Below are 20,988 nucleotides of genomic sequence, written 5' to 3' on the forward strand. Positions count from 1 at the left end.
ACGCCAGCCTTCACATATGTATTTGTATTAGCTATGAAAACAAATGGAAGCTGTTTGTGTCTCCACAGAAAAACGGGATATACGGCAGCTTCCTTCTTTTTAAGGATGTAATTTCCTGAGGATAGACATCATCACCTTCATTTCATCTTTCTCCTTTTGCATTTTTGCCAGGTATTTTCTCAATGTTTTTTCTTCCTGCATCACCCGGGTATTTTCTGATGTCTTTGGTTTTCTTCAGGTGGTTTTCCTGAGCTTCATCGATACTGTGCGTTGCATGCAGATCAACTTCCTTCTCCGCCAGTTTGGAGAGGCGGATATAATATTTCTTGATCACGGCCAGCTCTTCTTCAGTGAGGTCTTCAATGTCTACCAAACGGTTGCTGGCGTGTTCCTGACTGGCGATTAGCTCATTCAGCTTGAGCTGGATGGCCAGTGTATCCCGGTTCTGCGATTGTTGTATCACAAACACCATCAAAAAGGTGATGATAGTAGTGCCTGTATTGATCACCAGTTGCCAGGTATCTGAATAATCGAATACCGGTCCCAGAATGGCCCAGCATATTACAACCAGGGCAGCACAAATGAATGCGACAGGACGGCCTGCGGCCCTGGTGATCACGGTAGATATGCGGGTGAACAGTTTTGATAAACTGTTTTTTTTCTTTTTTTTCATTTTTACTCTTTTGGTAGACGTATAAAAAAGTCAGACCACAACTGGTCTGACCGACTTCAATAACCCTAAACCTATAGCACATAAATTAATGTCTTATTCTTCCTCTTCCTGACCGGCTTCAAAGTTTACGTTGTTCTCTGCAATGCTCGTCAGTAATTCATCACAGGCTTTTTCCTCTTCAAGCGTCTGATGAAGGAGGGAGGCTACCTCTTCCATTCCGAAAGTACGGGCCAGTTTGGTGAGACTACCGTAGCTGGCGATCTCATAGTGTTCCACTTTTTGCGTAGCCATGATGATGCCTACATCGCGCGTAAGGGAACCGGTTTCGGTCTCTTCAACAATGGAATCAGCTTCCTTTTCAATCCATCCATGGCTTCACATTTTTTCGACTGTGCACGTTTGCCCAGGATCTCGAATACCTGCTCCAGTCTTTCAACATGTGTTTCCGTTTCTTCCTGGTGTTGCAGGATGGCTTCTTTCAATTCTTCTGTGGTAGCGGCTTTGGCCATTTTGGGTAAGGCTCTGGTCAAAAGTTTTTCGGCATAGTAAATGTCTTTCAGTTGATCTGTAAATAATTTTTCCAGCATTTCATCCATGCCTGCTTCGGCTACATCAGATTGTGAGTAGCTTCTGGAACTGGCTTTGGAACCAGATTTCCCGTTCTTTGATGCTCTTGTTACATTGGATTGTTTTTGTCTTCCATTGGAGGAAGCGCTGCTGCGTGAGGTTTTTTTCTTTTCCATGACTGCTATTTTTGATAGATGTGAATAAAAAGAAGTAATGAAATATGGATAAAAATAATGCCAGCAGAAAACAACAAAAAAGCCTCCGTGTTAACGGAGGCCCTATACATATTTTCTCTTTGTGTTTTTCCTTCGCTGGCATTATCCAGATCAGGTTCTCAGGTTTATTCTCAGATCACTTCTTTCGTTGTGAACACCCTGTATTAAAGAGAAATTATGCTTGTATGAATATTATATAAAATCCAGTGCCAGGGCAGGTTCCGGACATAAATCATTGCCTTTATTTATGTTACGTTTTTTGATTTAAGTGGACTGTAGATTTATGTCTACGAACAAGTGTGCATTACTGTCACAATGACTTTTCTGAGGATGGAATTGCCGGCAAATTTTGAACATTTTCATTGAGTTCTTCCCTGTTTGTAAACAGGTATTCCACAAAAATTATGGATTTTTTGGTTGTTGAAATCCGGGCATACCTTTTGAAAAGTATATTATTAAAGGAACGGTTATGGTAAGTGAAATACAACAATTGGATTTTCTCCGTGATCGCATCCACGAGATACGGAGTGCATTATTTGCCAACACAAGCAATGAGGCATTCAAACTGCCTACCTGTATTATTTCCGCGCTGAATATCGACAATGAGGGGAATGTTTGCTTTTTCATTCACAGGCCGGATCTGTACATGGAAGAGTACGATATGGAATTTCCTGCAAAGCTTGATTTCTACAGAAAGGGAAAGCCATTCTTCCTGAAGATCTCCGGCCAAGCCCAAATCATTATCGATAAGGACGAGATGCTGAACTATATCGGCCTGCCGGGTAATGTTGATCTGCCTTCCCTTTCAAAACTCCTGCTGGTGAAAGTAAAGGTGGAGCATGCAGAATATTTTGAAGCAAGGCACAAGCAAGGCTGGCAGCTGAAGGACTGGTGGAATCAAATGTGGCATTTTTTCAGCAGGGCAAAATCCCAGCCTCGTCCGCATCATGCATTAAATCTGCGGCCTGCGGCATAATATTACTTAATTGTATTTCCCCTCACGGGAAGCCGCAACCCAATGAATTGCCAGTATGGCAACTTGCTCCAGAGCTTTGGCAGCATGCACTACCATACTGCCGGATTGACAAAGATCATCCGCAGGTTTCATCTGATTTTAATTCCAATTTCGGCCCGGAGGCAACTCCGGGCATTTTTTTAGTATTACCTCTTGCATATGATTTCAAGAAAAATCCTCATCATCGTTGTATCCCTCCTGGCTCTCACAGGCCTGGCCTTTTTGGTATGGAGTATTTACAAGAAGCAGTTCCTTCGCTCCAAAGTAACGGAAGCCGTTGCCGGCGAATCACAGGGTATCTATTCCATTGCATTCGGCAAACTGGACCTCGACGAAGTGAATGGAAATCTTTCTGTAAAAGATCTGCAGTTGAGGCCGGATACAGCCCGGTATAACGAGCTGGTACAAACGGACAATGCGCCGGGCATTGTTGCGCATCTCTCTGTGCCATCCCTGAAAGTGACAGGTGTAAAAACGCCAAAAGCCCTTTTGAACAAGGAGATCGAAGGTAGAAAAGTATTGATAGAAAATCCGCAGATCGAATTATTCTTCACCAACAAGGGAAAGGATTCTCTGCAGCGTGTACCTGATAAAGAGCTATACGAACAACTGCTTGGGAATCTCTCCAGGATTGCCATCGATACAGTTTCGATCGTGAATGCAACTGTAGTAACCCGTAACCTTTCCGATGGAAGGAAGCTGATGCAGTTCGACAGTGTGCAGATCGATCTCTTCAAAGTGGCGGTAGACAGTATCCACAGTAAAGACACTACGCGTTTTCTATTTGCCGAGAATGCCAGCCTGCTTTGCAGGAAGATCAGCTGGAAAGATAAACGCGGATTGTACGAGTTCATTATTTCGGAAGTGGATTTCAATACACGCGGTCAGCGTATGGGCATCGCGCGGATCGGCATCAATCCTTTGTTACCTGAAGCTAAATTTCTCCGGCAGTTCAAATATGCCAACGATCGCTTCGATATCGAAATGAAGGACGTTCGTCTTGTGAACCTCAGCCTCCCTTTGCTGATGAAACAATCCATTTCTGCGGACTCCATGACCGTTGGCCAGAGTCATTTCAAAATATACCGCGACATATCCTATCCTCACGATGGCCGCAACAGGCTGGAGCAACTGCCTCACCAGCAGCTCATGCGACTCGATATACCCCTCGCCATCAAAGAAGCCAGTTTTCCCTCCAGTTTCATTGAATACAAAGAAAGAAATGGCCAGAGTGAACAAAGTGGAAAAGTACAATTCCATAATGTCAGTGTGCGGATATCCAACCTCACCAACGATACCGCGGTGCTGAGATCATCACCCGTCTGCAAACTTCGTTTCCATTCCAGGTTCCTGAACAAGGCGCCCATCGAAGCCACTATAAATTTCTATCCGCTAGACCCCAAAGGCAAATTCACCATCCAGGGAACACTCGGCTCCATGCCGGCCACTGCCGTGAACCAGCTTGCCGTTCCGATGGGACTGGCAAAAATAGAAAAGGGCACCATCCGCAAACTCTCGTTCTCCTTCACCGGCAACGATTACCGGGCAGACGGGCCCGTCACCATCCTTTACGATGATCTCGCTGTAACCCTGCTGAAAAAAGATGAAGAAGACAAAACCCTCGACAAGAAAAAGCTTGCCAGCCTGATGGCAAAGATCGTGATCAGGAAAGCCAATCCCGGCAAAGACGGAGAGGTCCGTACTGCCCAGGTCCATTTCGAGCGGGACACAAAGCGTTCATTTTTTCATTTACTATGGAAATCCATCTTCACCGGTGTCAAAGAAAATGTGGGCATGTAAACAAGGCAGGATCGAATAACGAAACTTACGCTTAACTTGCATTCGAAAATAAAAATCACTAATTTGTAAAAATAGCCCCTTATTTATGAAACTATTATCCTTAAGCACCGGTATTTTGGCTTCAATTTTCGGCTTGTTATCTTGTCAGAAATCCGCTGACGATAACCTCCCTGAAAATGCACCGGCAGCACTTCAGTCCATCATTCAAGCCCCGGATGGTGAAAAATTCCTACTTACGAGATTTGAAGAAAAATGGGAAAATATTTCTGGATATGACGCTGTGTGGGAATATCAGTACACCCCAAAGGGCGTGCTGACCGAATTGAGAGAATACGATGAGGACAATGAACATATCGGAACAGCCAAAGTCACCTATGAACAGAACAAAGTAGAACTTGTGTTAACCTACAAAGAAGATAATACCTGGAAAGAAACACATACATTCAACCTGTTGCCCTCTGGCTGGCCAAAATCAATGGATGAGATTGAAACAGCAGGTTCAAGAATTGTGCAAACCATACAGGAAGAATATACCCTCAATGCTGATGATTATATTACTGAAGTTAACGCAACCTATATTCACCCTTCAGATGATCCCCAACATCCAATTAGCAGACTTCAGCAACTTAGCCGCTATTTCTACGAAGACGGAAACCTGGTAAAAGTTGAAAAATATGAAGATGGGTCTCCAACACCTTTAAGTGTTATGATGTTTGAATACGATAAAAACAAACCCAATCTGCTGAAAATTGTTGCTGACGAAGGGTATGGTACTGAACTTCACCTTAATAAGCCCTCCAGGAACCTGTTGGTAAAAGTAGAAAGGTGGGGTTTTTTTAACGGTAACCAGAACTTACAACGCAGCTCTGTACTAACCAATACCTACCAGATGAATTCACATGGCTTACCTGCCGAAATGATTTCCACCCAGGCGTATGATTTGTATAATATTCCAAGTGATAAGCGAACCACAAAATTCACTTACACTAAATTGTAGCGCGAGGTTTAGAATGGATATCCAATTGCAATATTATAAATGAGATTTTCCCTTCTCCATGCCGCACTTCCAAATTGTATCTGATCGATCACCCATCTTTCTTTTTCCGGGTACCATGGCTTCCGCAACGGGAATGCCACATCGAGTCGCAGAATAAGAATGCTCACGTCTACCCGCAGACCGATACCAGCGCCTACTGCCAGTTCTTTGAACCAGTCTTTCGAGATGGCGGCGCCTGGTTTATTGGGATTATCACGATACAACCAGATATTACCGGCATCAATAAACGCAGCTGCGTGGAAGATGCTATAGATCTTCGTTCTGAATTCTGTATTCAATTCCAGTTTAATATCGCCGCTTTGGTCTGCGATGAGTGAGTCATTGCCAATATAGGTCCCGGGCCCGAGTGCGCGTGTGCGGAATGCGCGGAGACTGTTATTGCCGCCAATGAAGAATTGTTTTACATAAGGCAGTTCCCTGGAATTGCCATAGGGATAACCTACGCCAAGGATGATTCTGTTGGCCCAGGTTGAATTATCGCCGGCACGCCGGTAAACACGGAAATCGCCTTCAGCTTTGAGGTACTGGGAGAATTCCTTGCCGAATATTTTCGATGGATTGGAAGGATTGCCGCCTCCCTTAATGAGGCCGGCCAGGTTGCCCCCGAGATCTACCGTGCCGCTGAAGTAAAGCGCATCGATATTCCTTCCTTCTGCAAGCCCATTGTATGTCCAGTTATAATTCGATCCCAGGATGAATTGTTTTTCTATTACTTTTTTCAGGTTTGCATTGGTGTCTGCAGCCGCCGCATATTCATTGCTGACGGAAACCGGTTGAACGTAATTGACTGCGATGGGATTGAATGTGTGTTCTTTTTTCAACGATTCTTTCCAGGAATAGCCGTAGGAAGCGCGGAAAGAATTCATCGTATATAATTTCTGTTTATTGAGGATGTCGTAAGCCAGTGTGACGGTGGTTTTGGGAACGAAGCCACCTTTCTTGTTGATCTGTACAAATGGAATAAGGAACCTTGGGAACGACATGCTGGCTTCCAGTCCTGCGCGGTATACATTGTATCCTTTCTGTGCAGCGCTGTACTGCACTTCCGCACCACCTGAGGCGCTTACTGTGAAGAGCTCTCCGGCGCGGAAAGTATTGCGGTTGCGCCAGGCAAGTGTGAGCTGCCCTCCGGCCAGGTTATTGGATTTGGTGGTGCCTGTCACTTCAAGCCGTAAAGATTTTTTCGGATAAGGGGTGAGATAATAAAAGGCGTTCAGTTGCGAGAAGGGGCCATCGGCTACTTCGAAGCGGTTCTTCACAAATTTGAACACGCCCATTGTGACCAGCCTGTTGAGGGAAAGGTTATGGTCTGTTCGGTTGTATACGTCGCCCTGGTCAAATTGCATCGATTGCAGGAAGAGTTTCGGTTTGTATTTTTTCTGGCGGTCGTATACGTAGAAGCCATTGTAGAAGACGGCATTCTTCTTACTGGTATCATCACCTGCCACATTCAGGCGGTAGTTGCTATAGAGATAAATGTCCTTGATGGTATAGAGCTCTTTTGCATTTTTTGGTGTTGCCTGTTTCAGCATTACAAAGAGGTTCACCTTATGATCGCCGATGGTGCTGTCTGCATCTATCAGCAGGAAGTCCGGGCTGAAGAAATAGAATCCGTTCTCTTTGAGTACGCCGTCGATCCGCGTGCGTTCATCCTTGATCATTTCCAGGTTGAAGGGACGGCCGGGTTGCAGCAGGGTTGTGGGTACTGTGCTGAGAATGGAGCTGCCGATGAAAGAACTGGAGTCTACTTCAAATGCCACTTTATTGATGGTGTATTGCGGTGCTGCATTCACGGTGTAGATCATGCGCGCTTTACGGCGCTTTACGATAGTGTCCGCTGTTACGGTGCTGCGGAAATAGCCGCGGTTGTCGAGCGTATTGGCGAGGATCTCGGCATTCCTGGTCATACTCACACTGCTGAGCACTACCGGCGCTTCTCCGAATTTGTATTTCAGCTTACCGCGGAGGCCTGTCTCTTTTTTGGGATTGCCTGCCAGGTTGTAGGCCAGGAGACGGATGCGCATGCCGAGCATTTTACGGTTGGGCCTTGGCCGGGTGAGCGCTTCCAGATCGGTGGTCAATACTTTTCTTTCCTTCCTGCTCACGGTTGGGCCGTCCACTTTTACAGTAGCGCCGAGGTATAAGCTTTCACCTGCGGGCAAATACTTTGTATTGCTGCAACTTGCCATACCGGTTACCAGCGTAACAATGGCCAATGCCTGTATGAATGTTCTATTGTTCACCTGGTTGATTATTCTTTTGTTGTTCCGTTTCTGATTTTTCACGGGCTTCCTTCAATCTTTCTTCTCTCTCTTTTTCCTCTTTTTCTTCATTGGCTTTCCTGCGTGCTTCGCGTTGTGATCTCAATCTTTCCTTTTCTTTTTTCGATCTGAAGATCTGGCGGAACTTGTTATAGTCGAGTGTGATCACAATACCCACCCCGGTTTCGATGATATAACCTTCGAGGATGCCTTCATATTCATTCTTGCGATAGGCGCGGAGGGCATAGCGGCCATCGCGGCTCAGTTTATAATCCAGTTGCACATTCTCTGCCAGGTTGGTGGCTTCGCGGTTGGCATTGGGATTTTCCAGTGCGAAGTTACTGCCAACGGTAACGGTCAGCCGGTCGTTGAGCAGGTTCTTGCTCACGGCAACGTTGAGGTCAGTTCTGTTCCGTTTTTCGCCGGTGGTATAGTCTTCAGAAGACTCAAGATCGAAATTGATATCTACACCTTCGATGAGATTGGAGGCAAGCGAGTTCAGTTGTTCGGAGAGCAACTTACTCACACTCTGGCGGGCGAAACCTTCAGCCGTCATGGCGCTGTTGCCGGTGGAGAAGGGGTTGTCTCCGATAAAATGGTTGAGCAGCAAGAGGGCAAACACCTGCTTGTTGAGTTCGGAAGGTTCCTGCCGCAATTGCTCCAGCCTGGTATTCGATGCGGTGATGATCTCCTTGTCTACATTGTAATTCTTGTTATCGGGTAACTGAATATCGAATTTGAGATTGGGTTTGAGCAGTTCGCCGGTCATGATCAGGTGTACTTCAAAGGGTAGGCGTTGACGATATGTATTGCGTTTGGTATCTGTTTCGGAGCTGAGTTGTTTTTCCACCAGGTCGATAGGCGCAGTGTTGGCGATATAAATGGCGGTGAGGTCAACAGTAGCGCTGGTGGGATCTCCCTGCCAGGTGATACGGCTTCCTTTCTGGATATTGAATTTCCGTTTGAGGAAGTTCACGCTGAGGTCGTAACTGCCTTCATTGAGCTCGTAGGTGCCGGTCATGGTGATCTTGCCACTGGGGTCGATGGCGGTATTGAGATTGGCTTCGCCTTTCACTTTCAGCAGGTCGCCATTGGCTTCATCGATGATTAGGTTGAAAGTGGCGTTCTTGTCAACCGTTACATTCACGTTCACGTCAAAGTCGCGGATGGCGGCGGTATTGAGACTGTCGAATCCTGCATCGGCAAAGAGCGTATCCTGCTCCATATTGTCGCGGTCCACAAAACGTACGATACCCTGCCTGTCCTGCACTGCGGGGTCATCCTGCGGGAGGATCACAGTGAGTTCCGTTTTCTCGTTTACTTTAAGTGTACCATCTACTACAGGGTGCAGGTCTGTGCCGGTAATATTGAGGCGGCTGTTGAAGAACAGGCGGCCGTAATAGAGGTCGTTATCTTTTTTAGTGGTGCTCAGCGCCTGGAAATTATCGGCGTTGAATTTGAGATCGAAACGGTATTGTGTGAAGTCTTTCGTAAACACCTGTCCATCCAGCGTGGCTTTATTGTTCACGGAATCAGTAATTGTGAAATTATCGAAAAGGATCCCATCGCTGTTCATCACGATCTTCTGCTGGTCGATAGCTACAAAGCTGTTCATGATGGCGGGCATGGTGCGCACTTTATTGAACTGCAATTGTCCGTCTATTTTTGGTGCGCTGGTGGTTCCGCTTACATCAAATCCACCGTTCACTGTGCCGGAGGAATTGCGGAGATTGCCAAAGGTGAGCCCGTCGATGGATTTCATCTGCAAAGTGCGGAGGTCCAGTCTGGCCTTGATGCTACCGTCAGCGCCGGGATTGATGAGATAGTTGCCTTTCAGGTTCACATCGTTACCCTGACCTGTAAGCGTAATATCCGCTTCGTAATTGTTTTGCTGTGGATTGCTCACCAGCACCCTGAGGTCACCGAGCGTGTCTTTGTTCACACTGGCATTGTTGATGGTGAGGTCACCCACGAATGTCATGTCTTTGGTGAGATCGTGCAATGTTACTTTCCCATTCAGTTCACCGTCTGCAATGGCAGTGTCTGGTTTGATGAAACGGAGCAATGTGCCGATTCGGAACTTCGAGAAGCTCACATCCAGCGGCTGCCCGGGCTGATCTTGCAGTGTGGCTATCTGCAGGCTTTGTCCGTTCTGGCTGAGGTTGAAGTTCTCTGCAACGATATTGTTGGTATCGATGATGATTTTATTGCCTGTGGTGATATTCCATTTTTCTTTATTCAGCAACAGTGAATCCGGTTTGAGTGAGAACTGGTAGCTTTTGTTGGTCAGCTGTGCAAACAGTCCTTCGATATGGTAATTGGTGGTATCGCCTTTGTCTCGGGTATTCACCGCGAAATCAATTTTGTTATTGGCGAGGTCTGCATCCAGGTTGGTATTGTAGATAGCAAGACTGCTGCCCATATTGAATTTGCTCAGGCTGCTGCGAACCTGCAGTGCATTATTCCTGTTTTCTGCTGTGATCACCAGCCCCTGTACCTGGTTGGCGCCATAGGTAACGGCGGGTGCGGTAAATAGCACTTGTGTATTGCCGTTACCGGAGAAATGACCATCCAGTTTCACTGTATCCAGTTGTTTGAGGTCCGGAGCCAGTATCTTCCATTGATTGAAATTGGCGATAGTGGCCGCAATGCGGAAATCATAACTGGAATCCAGGCTCACAGAGTCCGGAACGATATCGAAATAAGGATCGATAGTTTTCTGGAAGATCTTACCTGTTTCCGTGAGCTTGAACCTGCCGTACATTTTTGCATTGATGAGTGAGCTGTTTAATGCAATCACCTGGCCGGTATCGGTTACGGCGGCAGCAAGACTGATGGTATCGATGGAGAACCGGGTAGCACTGTCTACCAATAGCGAACGGGTTACATAAAGATTGCCATTGAGACTGTCGGGATTAACAGAACGGAAGTCACCGCTCAGATTGCCGCGATAGATGATATTCCTGTCGGTGAAGTTGAGACCTGCAGGTTTAAGACTATCGATCATCAGATTGAATCTGACGGCTGGCCATTCCCCGGCGAGACTGCCATCGGCATCGAGATTGAAATGGATGGGTTCATTCTGAATGCCTGCCAGAACTTTGAATTCCTGGTGGTCCATACTGCCATCGATGGTAAAATTGCGATACACATAACCTTTGTAACCGGCGCTGTCCACAGTGCCTTTGATCATCGCTACCATTGTCTCCGGGTTCCTGCCGGCGCCTTCTGCCTTGAGGTGTAAGGTTAGTTTACCCAGATCGGGTTGTTTCAGCAGTTCCTGCAGGTTGAGTGAACTGGTGGTTACCACCATATCGTATTTCAATTTGTTCTCATCGTCAGGATGCTGAATTGTTCCTTTCACTGTGGCGTCTCCAGAAGAAGTTTGCAGTTTCAGATCAGTAAGCATATTGGCATAGCTGCCATTGAAACTGCCGCTGAGACGCATATGGGCGGGCAGCTTGATATTTTCCGGTAAAGTCTTTGGCGGCAGCATGCCGGTGATGTCTTTATCGCTGCTGCTGATATTACGGATATTGAGATTAGCCTGGAGTTTCCTGATATCGGGCAGTCCTTTGATAGTGCCGCTGAGGTCTGCATTGGTATTGCTGAGGCCTTTGATTTTCAGTGCATCTATTTTCAGATTATTGACAGCGCCGTTCAGTTTGCCGTTGAGGTACCAGGTGGCATTGGGTGTGGTAAAACCTGGAGCGGTACTCAGCATAGGAGCGAATGTGAGTACATCGCGCACGAGAATTCGGCTGTCTCTGACGTCCATGCTCAGCTTCATTCTGCCGATATCTTTACTCAATGCACCAATGGAATCGTACTGAATGGCGATATCCCTTTCAACCCTGGTGCCGGGTGTTTCCAGCAGCAGGTTTTTCAGGTAGGCCTGATGGTTAGTATAGGCGAAGCTGGTGCGAAGCTGGTTGAGCCTGAAATCCTTTTCCTTAAAACTTCCTTTGGTGATGGTGCCGGCGATAGAATCGGTGTGATAATAAACATCGCGGGCATTGAAGATGAAATTCCGGACGTCCAGGTGCATATAATCCATGCCCTGTTTGGTGCGGGGGCTCTGGTCGTTATCGAATTTGATATTGTTATTGTTCAGGTCAAGGTCCTGCACGGCAAATATCCAGTCGCTTTGCGATACGGCTTCCGCTTCCTGTTTTGTTTCCTTCGTTACAACCTTTGATTGTTCTGTTTTCCCGAGCCGGAGGGCTACGGTGGTTTCCAGTAACTGCAATTTGTCGAGCCCGATACGTTGTTTGGCGAGATCGATCTTTTCTGCATCCACATTGAGCTTTCCCAGGCGGAGCAGGGCGTAGAGCGCGGATACATCGTTGCCGTAATCCAGGTTACAGTTCTCGAGCATCACCCGCCGCACATCTATATCGAAGGCCGTGGGCGTTTGTGCATCGGCGATATCTTCAGCGGCCGGCTCTGATTCCAGTAGGGGCTTGCGCTGGTAGATCTTCGCATCAAGTCCTTTCAGGCTTACCAGCGGCACGGCATATTTGTTTTTGCCGGGATCGAAGGTTTTGATATTGGTTTCCAGCTGTGAAAAATACACCTGCATATCATTGCCGCTGACGGCATCCACGAATTTTGCGCGGATATCTTCCAGCATGATATGGTTGAGTGAGATTGTCATGCCGGATGTATCGGTGGTTGGAGGCTGCGGCTCTTTGGAAGCGAAGGCATCCACTATGAACTGGAAATTGAAAATGGTATCAGGCAGGTTTCGGTTGATATTGGCCGTTACCTGCTTCAGGTAGATATCGCTCACTGATACTTCGCTGCTGAGCAGTTTCCACATATTGATATTCACGCGGAGTTGCCCGGTATACAGCAGGGTATCTTTCTTCTGGTCTTCTATGTATACTTTTTCCAGTGATACGGAAGTAGGGAAGCGGATGAAGAGCCTGTCGATCTCCACTTTTGTATTGAGCTTTTTGGAGAGCCAGTTGGTGGCTTTTCCTTTGGCCCAGTTCTGAACCGGCTCTATCTGGATCAGCACGATGAGGATGAGCAATACACCCAACAGTATCAGGACCGTTTTCAAAACGATCCTTCCAATCTTCTTCGTCCAGTAAAATACAGGTTTGGGTGAATTCACAAATTACTCGTATTGTATGCTTTAATGATTCAAAAACTGAACCGTTCGTATCAATACAAACAGCATTCTAGCAGTTGGTGGCAGAGGGGTGATGGAAAACCGTGGAGTTTATGCTACAATCTACGGAATCTTTCCATAAATCTTCTGAGTAAGAAGATAATATGGCCAGAGGCCATGATGAATAAAGATGCGGTTGCCACTGTCGGGATATTTTTCCAGGTATTCCGCATCGGGTTGTAAAACGATGGGCACACCGGCCCTGGTGAAATTCATATTGGGAGCATAGACGGGTTCCTTCAATTGCGGCATGGCCTTCCTTACTTGTTTGCTGATGTCTTTACCCAGGTATTTGGTGAACACGCGCTGAGCTTTATTGCTCTTGCGGTTCATGCGGCCATACACGCGTTTGAGATAGAGACGAACAATGAAACTCTGTTTCTTCAATTGTTTCTCCATATCGGTAAAGGGATTGAGATTATTGAAATCCCTTAGTGTTTGCAGGGAGAATGGTGTTTCAGGCACCCAGTCCAGCGCGTTCACTACCGTATATCCCCAACCGTTGCGGGTGATATAGTCATAATCATAACCATAGTAAAGATTGCCTGGTTTGGGCGCAGCCCCATTATAGCTTTTGAATAACAGGTCCTTTGGAAGCCTGCCTGCTTCCTGTTCATAATGCAGGTAGGAGCGGGTCAGAATAGCGATAGCGCCTCCCTGGCTATGACCGGTAACGATCACCTGCTTCGTATGATACTGGCTGTTATATTCCCGGATCTTTGCTGCCATTTCGGGCGCCATGGTTGCCAGGCAGATGGTCCAACCAACATGAACATTGGCTTTGGGATCTGATGCCAGTTTATAATCGAAAATGGTGCTGTCGTTCAACTGGAGACTTCCTGTAGCGGGGATCATAGCGGAGTAGAAATTGGCCAGCCAGCTGATAGGTTTTCTGGTGGTGCCGCGAATGCTGATCACAATAGTTGACCTGGAGGCATTGGTCCAGAGTTCCCAACGATTGTCAAGCGGGCTTTCCTTTGAGCGGAATTCTATTTTGAATTGTTCAGGGGCGGGGAAACTGGCGCTGGTAGCGGAGTCTACCTGCCTGGCGGTGATCCTCAGCATTTCCATATATTCTTCAGCGTCAAATCCTGGTTGAAGTTGCCGGGCTGAAGCGGTCTGTAAACATATAAGCACTGAAAAGAGCAGGAAACCTGCCCGCAATTGTTGAACGAACCATTTCATGGACGTGGAAATTTTAGTTATGGGACTGTATAACTAAAATACCCTAAAAAAATGAAATAGTGAACAGGTTTCCAGCGCTTTCGATGTTATTATTTCCTTTTATGCGGCTGTTTGTTACTGTGAGGTTTCTGGTTATGGGTGATATCATCGCCCTTGAAATCCTGCTCCTCATTTTTGCGGCTGTCGAGATTGTCTTTATTCTCCGGCCTCTGTACCGATGGATTGGCCTGTTTCGGATTTGGCTGCTGCCTGTTTGAATTCGTTTTCATAGCTTCTCTGTTTAAGATTTTAGTGTAAAACACGGTGCCAGCCTTCAATATTTGTAGACGATAATTCCCAAAAAGTGGAATTTGCTTCGCAGTGTGCATAAAAAAAATCAAGCCCTTTTCCTGCCTGTGGGCCACAGGCCCGCACTTCAGCTGAAACGCAATTCTGGCATGGTTTTGACCGCCGTACCCTTGCAGAAAATTGATTGCTAACAAACCTTACAATATGGCCCGGCCGAAAAAAAACACAGTACGCAATGCGGCTGTCATTGAAACACCTCTCCCACGTTCTTCCCCAAAGCCCTCCGGTAAAAAGATCAGTCCCTCCAACGGAAAAAAGCCTGCACATGAAAGTCTCAACCATAACACATTGCTGAAAGTGCTAACGGCAGTGCGCAATGGAGATTTCAGTGTGCGCATGGGCGATGGCGTTACCGGCCTCGATAAAAAGATTTGCAATACACTCAATGAGATCATATCCCTCAATGAAAAGATGATGTTCGGGTTCACCCGTGCGGGCAGTACAATCGGCAAGCAGGGTAAGCTCACGCAACGCATAGAATTGCCCAATGCAAAAGGCAGCTGGCGTGCCGGAATGGAAAGCCTTAACCTTCTGATCTCAGACCTGGTAACGCCCACCATCGAGATCGCACATGTGATCAGTTCCGTAGCCAGGGGCGATCTCATGCAACGCATGCCACTGGAGATCGGTGGCTATGCATTGAAGGGAGAGTTCGCCCGCATCGCCAATGAAGTGAACGATATGGTGGACCAGCTCAACCTCTTCTCCATGGAAGTAACCCGTGTGGCCCTTGAAGTGGGAACAGAAGGCAAGCTCGGTGGACAGGCGCAGGTGAAAGGAGTGGCCGGCACCTGGAAAGATCTGACCAACTCTGTAAATAAAATGGCGAGTAATCTTACCTCGCAGGTGCGGAATATTGCGGAAGTGACCACGGCTGTGGCGAAAGGCGACCTTAGCCGTAAGATCACTGTGGATGTACGCGGGGAGATCCTCGAATTGAAAAACACCATCAACACGATGGTGGACCAGCTCAATGCCTTTGGCTCCGAAGTAACCCGTGTGGCGCGTGAAGTGGGCTCGGAAGGAAAGCTCGGCGGTCAGGCCGATGTACCGGGCGTGGCCGGCACCTGGAAAGACCTTACCGATAACGTGAACAAGATGGCCAGTAACCTCACCTCGCAGGTGCGGAACATTGCCGAAGTAACTACGGCTGTGGCTAACGGTGACCTTAGCCGAAAAATTGGTGTGGATGTAAAAGGAGAGATCCTGGAACTCAAGAATACGATCAATACAATGGTGGACCAGCTCCGCGGCTTCGCATCAGAAGTTACACGTGTGGCGCGTGAGGTAGGAACGGAAGGGAAACTTGGGGGGCAGGCGAATGTGCCCGGCGTTGCCGGAACCTGGAAAGACCTTACCGATTCCGTGAACCAAATGGCCGGCAATCTCACTGCCCAGGTGCGCAATATCGCCGAAGTGGCCATCGCCGTGGCTAACGGTGATATGAGCAAGAAGATCACGGTGGACGTTCGCGGAGAGATCCTGCAACTGAAGGAAACACTCAATACCATGGTGGACCAGCTCCGCGCCTTCGCTTCCGAAGTAACGCGCGTGGCGCGGGAAGTAGGTACCGATGGAAAGCTGGGAGGACAGGCATTCGTGCCCGGTGTGGCAGGAACCTGGAAAGACCTCACGGATTCCGTGAACTCCATGACGGGTAACCTTACCGCACAGGTGCGGAATATTGCGGAAGTGACCAAGGCCGTGGCTTCCGGCGACCTGTCCAAGACAGTTGCCATCGACGTGAAAGGTGAGATCCTGGATCTGAAGAATACCATCAACACCATGGTGGAACAGCTCAACTCATTTGCGTATGAGGTTACCCGTGTGGCGCGTGAAGTTGGCACGGAAGGTAAACTTGGTGGACAGGCGGAAGTGCGTGGTGTGGGCGGAACCTGGAAGGACCTTACAGACTCCGTGAACATGATGGCCTCCAACCTTACCAACCAGGTTCGTGGTATCGCTAAAGTGGTAACAGCCGTGGCCAATGGAAATCTCAAACAAAAGCTCGCCATCGTATCCCGCGGGGAAGTGGCACAACTAACGGATACGATCAACGAAATGATCGATACACTCGCCACCTTCGCAGACCAGGTGACCAATGTGGCCAGGGAAGTGGGTGTGGAAGGAAGGCTTGGCGGGCAGGCTTCAGTGCCAGGCGCTTCCGGTATCTGGAAGAACCTCACCGAGAACGTGAACCAGCTGGCGCAGAACCTTACCACGCAGGTGCGCTCAATTGCGGAAGTGGCATCGGCCGTAACGAAAGGAGACCTTACCCGGACCATCCGCGTGGAAGCAAAAGGTGAAGTGGAATCCCTGAAAGATACCATCAACCAGATGATCAGCAACCTCCGCGAAACCACCCAGCGTAACCGTGATCAGGACTGGCTCAAATCCAACCTGGCACAGTTCGGACAAATGCTGCAGGGACAGCGCGATCTTAAAACTGTAGCGCAACGTATCCTCTCCGAACTGGCGCAGGTAGTGCAGGCACACTACGGCGCTTTCTATATTCTCAAACAGGATGAAGAAACCGATGAATTGCGCCTCCATCTTTTTGCAGCATATGGTTATAAATCCGATAAGAATATTCCCACGGAATTTGGCATTGGCGAAGGATTGGTAGGACAAGTGGCATTCGAAAAAGAAAGGATCATCCTCAGCAATGTACCCGCCAACTATATCAAGATCAGCTCCGCACTCGGCAAAACAAAACCGGCCAACCTGATCATCCTCCCCGCATTGTTCGAGAACAACGTGAAAGCCGTGATCGAACTGGCTTCATTGGAAACATTCAGCTCAACGCACCTGGATTTTTTAAGCCAGCTTACTGAAAGTATCGGCATCGTGTTGAATACGATCGAAGCCAACTCAAGAACGGAAGAGCTGTTGATGCAATCGCAGTCGCTGGCCGGCGAGCTGAAGATCCAGCAGGAGGAATTGAGAAGAACGAATGATGAGCTCCAGGATAAAGCGCTGTTGCTGGTGAAACAGAAGAATGAAGTGGAAGCGAAGAACAGGGAAGTGGAAGAAGCGAGATTGTCGCTCGAAGAGAAGGCGGAACAGCTGGCGCTCACTTCGAAATACAAATCTGAATTCCTTGCCAATATGAGCCATGAGCTCCGCACGCCGTTGAATTCGTTGCTCATCCTTGCACAGCAACTCTACGAGAACGTGGAGGGCAACCTGAGCGAGAAACAGATCCGCTATGCCAAAACCATTCACTCCTGCGGAGATGATCTCATACAGCTTATCAACGATATCCTTGACCTGTCCAAGATCGAATCCGGTTTTATCACCGCCAATATCTCACCGGTCCGTTTTACGGAGATCGCAGGATTTGTAGAAACCACTTTCAAGCCTATTTCCGAAGCGAAACACCTGCGCTTTCTCATTGAAACGGATACGCAGTTGCCGGAATTCATGGAAACCGATCTGCAGCGTCTCAACCAGATCCTCAAGAATCTGCTTTCCAATTCATTCAAGTTTACAGAGAAGGGCGAAGTGAAGCTGAAGATCTATGAGGCCAAACAGAACTGGAAGACCGGCTACAATTATCGCCTGGACAATGCAGGCAGGGTAGTGGCTTTTGCCATCAGCGATACCGGCATAGGTATTCCACCGGAGAAACAGAATATCATCTTTGAAGCCTTCCAGCAGGCAGAAGGGTCCACCAGCCGGAAATATGGAGGTACGGGGCTGGGATTGAGTATCAGCCGTGGACTGGCCGAATTGCTCGGCGGTACCATCGAACTGGAAAGTGAAGTGAGCCGCGGTTCCACTTTTACACTTTTCCTGCCAGTGCACAATGTTGAAGGAATTATGGTGAAGGAAACACCGGATTTCAGTCCCGAATATCCATTGCAGTTAGTCCCTGAGAAAAGCAGGATCGACGCTTTGTTCAATACCATCAATGCTGCTCCCGATACCACAGATAATAACAATCTCGCCATCATCAGTGAAATGATCAATGATGCGGGAGACGACAGGAACAATATCCAGCCCAGCGACAAAGTAGTACTGGTAGTGGAAGATGATCTTCGTTTCAGCAAGATCATCATTGAAAAGGCGCATGAGTTCGGCCTGAAAGCCATTGTAGCCACCAACTACCTGGAAGTGTTCGATTTCCTGAACCGCTTCCTGCCGATCGCCATCACCCTCGATGTAAAGCTGCCAGACACCAGCGGCTGGAAAGTGCTGGACCTGCTGCGCAATGATCTCAACTATCGTCATATCCCCATCCACCTTGTTTCAGGGGAAGAGAACAAACAATTGGCCTTGAAACGCGGCGCCCGCAGCTTCCTCCTGAAACCACTCGATAATGATGTATTGAATGATCTCTTCAACGATATCATCCATTACCACAATAAGAGTGTACGCAATATCCTGGTAGTGGAAGATAATGAACTGGATTCCTCACAAATTGTGAAGATGCTGGAAAGCGATAACCTGCAGGTGAAGATCGCTGCAACGGCAAATGATGCAATCGGGCAGATCAGACGGCAGGTGTATGATTGCATCATCCTCGATTATTCATTGCCCGATATGGCTGGAATGGACCTGGTGAGCAAAGTGCATGAGCTCAAGCATCGCAACACACCGATGATCATCTATTCGGCAAAGGATTTCAATAACAAAGAGATGAACTCCCTCAATATCGCCAGCAGCGCAGTGTTGCTGAAGGGGGTGGATTCCCTGGAGCATCTGCTGGAAGAAACTGTATCCCACCTGCATATCAATCACAAGGACCTGCTTCCTGAAAAACGCAGGGTGATAGAACATGTAAGGCTGAAAGAAGACATACTAACGGGTAAGAATATCCTGGTGGTGGACGATGATGTGCGCAATCTCTTTGCCCTCACTACTGTTTTTGAGCGGTACAATATCAATGTGATCACTGCAGAGAGCGGGAAAGATGCCATACAAGCTATCAGGAATGAACAACCGAAAGTAGACATGGTGCTGATGGATATCATGATGCCGGAAATGGATGGCTATGAAACCATGCAGAAGATCAGGCGCGAACACAAGAACAATACGCTGCCCATCATCGCTGTTACCGCCAAGGCGATGAAGGGCGACCGGCAGAAATGTATCGAGGCAGGCGCTTCCGACTATATCACCAAGCCGCTGAAAATGGACCAGCTGCTTAGCCTGATGCGCGTGTGGTTTTACAAATAATTCAGATTACCAAAGAAGCTGCATGCAATCGAAAATATTATTAGTAGACGACAGGGAAGACTCGCTTTTTTCAATGGAAACCATTCTTGAACCAGATGGTTACCAGTTTGTGAAAGCGGGCTCAGGGAGACAGGCGCTCAAGATCCTGTTGAATGAGCACGACTTTGCGCTCATCCTGATGGATGTGAAGATGCCCAACCTGAACGGTTTTGAAACGGCTGCGCTGATCTATGAACGTGATAAGCTGCGGCATATACCCATCATCTTCATCACAGCCAATAACTATGGTGAAGAAAATGTGTTCAAAGGCTATAGCACTGGCGCAGTGGATTATATTTACAAACCTGTGAACCCGGCGCTTTTGCGCGCTAAAGTGGCAGTGTTCGTAGATCTCTACAGAAAGAATTACCAGTTGCTGGCGCAGGAACAGAAACTGAAAGCCATCAACCGGAGCCTTGAGATAGAGATCAATGAGCGGCGGGCTTCAGAAGAAATGGTGAAACAGCTCAACCAGCAACTGATGCAGAATATCTACCTCCTGGAAACTGCCAATCGTGAACTGGACCGCTTTGCGTTCATGGCTTCGCATGACTTGCAGGAGCCCCTGCGAAAGATCCGCACATTCGGTGATTTGCTGACCATGAAGTACAAGGACACGCTGGACGATGAAGCGAAGAACTATATCGGCCGTATCCAGAATGCAGCCGAGCGGATGCAAACACTGATCAAAGACATTCTCGCCTTCTCCCGTGTGAGTGATGAGAAAGATAATTTTGTACGCAGTGATCTCAACAAGATCCTGCAGGAAGTGCTTACTGACCTCGATGGCACTGTACAGGAAAAGCAGGCCACCATCACCATCGAGCCATTGCCCGCCATCGATGTGAATCCCGGGCTTATCCGTCCATTATTCTTCAATCTTATTGGTAATGCACTCAAGTATTGTAAAAAAGATGTGCTACCGGTTATCACTATACGAAATATAAGACAATTATCCGATGTGCCAAAGCCGGAATATTGCCGGATCTCCGTAGAAGATAATGGAATTGGTTTTGATCAGTCGTACGCCGAACAGGTATTCGATATGTTCAGACGTCTGCATGTGAACAAAGATTATGAAGGCACCGGTATCGGCCTGGCGCTCTGCAAGAAAATAGTGGAAAAACACCATGGTTTCATCAGCGCCGAAAGTCAACCCAACGTAGGCTCCGTATTCACCATCACCTTACCAGTAGAGCAGAAGAATACTCAACCATTAATACTTCGTTAGTGTGCCGCCAGTCGCTCGCCTCCCGGCGAGTGACCTGTATTAGTTCGCCTCCGGCGAACATTTTCTTCTATTACCGCTCATGTAGCATTATTGCCAGCACTACAGTTGTTCGCAGGATCGAAAGTTCCAACAATGGAAAAACTGCTAACTTGCCGGCCGAAGTGAGGCCCGTCGCCGGAGGCGACGAAATACAAGTCACTCGCCGGGAGGCGAGCGACCGGCGGCACTCTGATGAAA

The 20,988-nt window shown here is 47.8% G+C and carries 12 protein-coding genes; 5 read left to right on the plus strand and 7 right to left on the minus strand.

All coding sequences use genetic code 11. The features are described from left to right. Positions 1 to 142: 142 nt before the first annotated feature. From D9Y29_RS09220 to D9Y29_RS26865, 3 genes are all read right to left on the minus strand, one after another. Entirely contained in the window at positions 143 to 673 is a 531-nt protein-coding gene (locus tag D9Y29_RS09220; protein WP_127127285.1) for a low affinity iron permease family protein, read from the minus strand. A 93-nt stretch (positions 674 to 766) separates the two neighbouring features. Beyond that, entirely contained in the window at positions 767 to 1,036 is a 270-nt protein-coding gene (locus D9Y29_RS26860; protein WP_338143006.1) for a YciE/YciF ferroxidase family protein, read from the minus strand. After that, the gene (locus D9Y29_RS26865; RefSeq protein WP_277601117.1) at positions 973 to 1,416 is read right to left on the minus strand and encodes a YciE/YciF ferroxidase family protein; all 444 of its coding nucleotides are present in this window, start codon (positions 1,414 to 1,416) and stop codon (positions 973 to 975) included. The genes D9Y29_RS26860 and D9Y29_RS26865 overlap by 64 nt, the downstream gene beginning before the upstream one ends. Before the next feature lie 508 nt (positions 1,417 to 1,924). Between D9Y29_RS26865 and D9Y29_RS09230 the strand changes: the two genes are divergently transcribed. From D9Y29_RS09230 to D9Y29_RS09240, 3 genes are all read left to right on the plus strand, one after another. Then, the gene (locus D9Y29_RS09230; protein ID WP_127127287.1) at positions 1,925 to 2,431 is read left to right on the plus strand and encodes a hypothetical protein; all 507 of its coding nucleotides are present in this window, start codon (positions 1,925 to 1,927) and stop codon (positions 2,429 to 2,431) included. 198 nt (positions 2,432 to 2,629) lie between these two features. Next, entirely contained in the window at positions 2,630 to 4,270 is a 1,641-nt protein-coding gene (locus D9Y29_RS09235) for an AsmA family protein (RefSeq protein ID WP_127127289.1), read from the plus strand. An 85-nt stretch (positions 4,271 to 4,355) separates the two neighbouring features. Continuing rightward, complete coding sequence (locus D9Y29_RS09240) at positions 4,356 to 5,267, plus strand: hypothetical protein (RefSeq protein ID WP_127127291.1); 912 nt, start codon at positions 4,356 to 4,358, stop codon at positions 5,265 to 5,267. 8 nt (positions 5,268 to 5,275) lie between these two features. Here D9Y29_RS09240 and tamL read toward each other — a convergent pair whose 3' ends face one another. The 4 genes from tamL to D9Y29_RS09260 form a co-directional block, all read right to left on the minus strand. Next, the gene (gene tamL, locus D9Y29_RS09245) at positions 5,276 to 7,612 is read right to left on the minus strand and encodes a translocation and assembly module lipoprotein TamL (RefSeq protein ID WP_241237882.1); all 2,337 of its coding nucleotides are present in this window, start codon (positions 7,610 to 7,612) and stop codon (positions 5,276 to 5,278) included. Further along, entirely contained in the window at positions 7,560 to 12,710 is a 5,151-nt protein-coding gene (locus tag D9Y29_RS09250; protein ID WP_127127293.1) for a translocation/assembly module TamB domain-containing protein, read from the minus strand. The genes tamL and D9Y29_RS09250 overlap by 53 nt, the downstream gene beginning before the upstream one ends. Positions 12,711 to 12,830: 120 nt before the next feature. Next, positions 12,831 to 13,952 (minus strand): lipase family protein, encoded by a 1,122-nt coding sequence (locus D9Y29_RS09255; RefSeq protein WP_127127295.1) that lies wholly within the window; start codon positions 13,950 to 13,952, stop codon positions 12,831 to 12,833. Positions 13,953 to 14,041: 89 nt separating this feature from the next. Next, positions 14,042 to 14,221: a hypothetical protein gene (locus tag D9Y29_RS09260; RefSeq protein WP_127127297.1), complete on the minus strand. Its 180-nt coding sequence runs from the start codon at positions 14,219 to 14,221 to the stop codon at positions 14,042 to 14,044. Positions 14,222 to 14,444: 223 nt separating this feature from the next. Between D9Y29_RS09260 and D9Y29_RS09265 the strand changes: the two genes are divergently transcribed. Then, positions 14,445 to 19,481: a HAMP domain-containing protein gene (locus D9Y29_RS09265; protein ID WP_127127299.1), complete on the plus strand. Its 5,037-nt coding sequence runs from the start codon at positions 14,445 to 14,447 to the stop codon at positions 19,479 to 19,481. Positions 19,482 to 19,503: 22 nt separating this feature from the next. Beyond that, positions 19,504 to 20,751 carry a hybrid sensor histidine kinase/response regulator gene (locus D9Y29_RS09270; protein WP_127127301.1) on the plus strand — a complete coding sequence of 416 codons (1,248 nt, stop codon included), beginning with the start codon at positions 19,504 to 19,506 and terminating at the stop codon, positions 20,749 to 20,751. Positions 20,752 to 20,988 lie beyond the last annotated feature (237 nt).

Origin of the sequence: Pseudoflavitalea rhizosphaerae, from assembly GCF_003991355.1 — a bacterium.
GTDB lineage: Bacteria > Bacteroidota > Bacteroidia > Chitinophagales > Chitinophagaceae > Pseudobacter > Pseudobacter rhizosphaerae.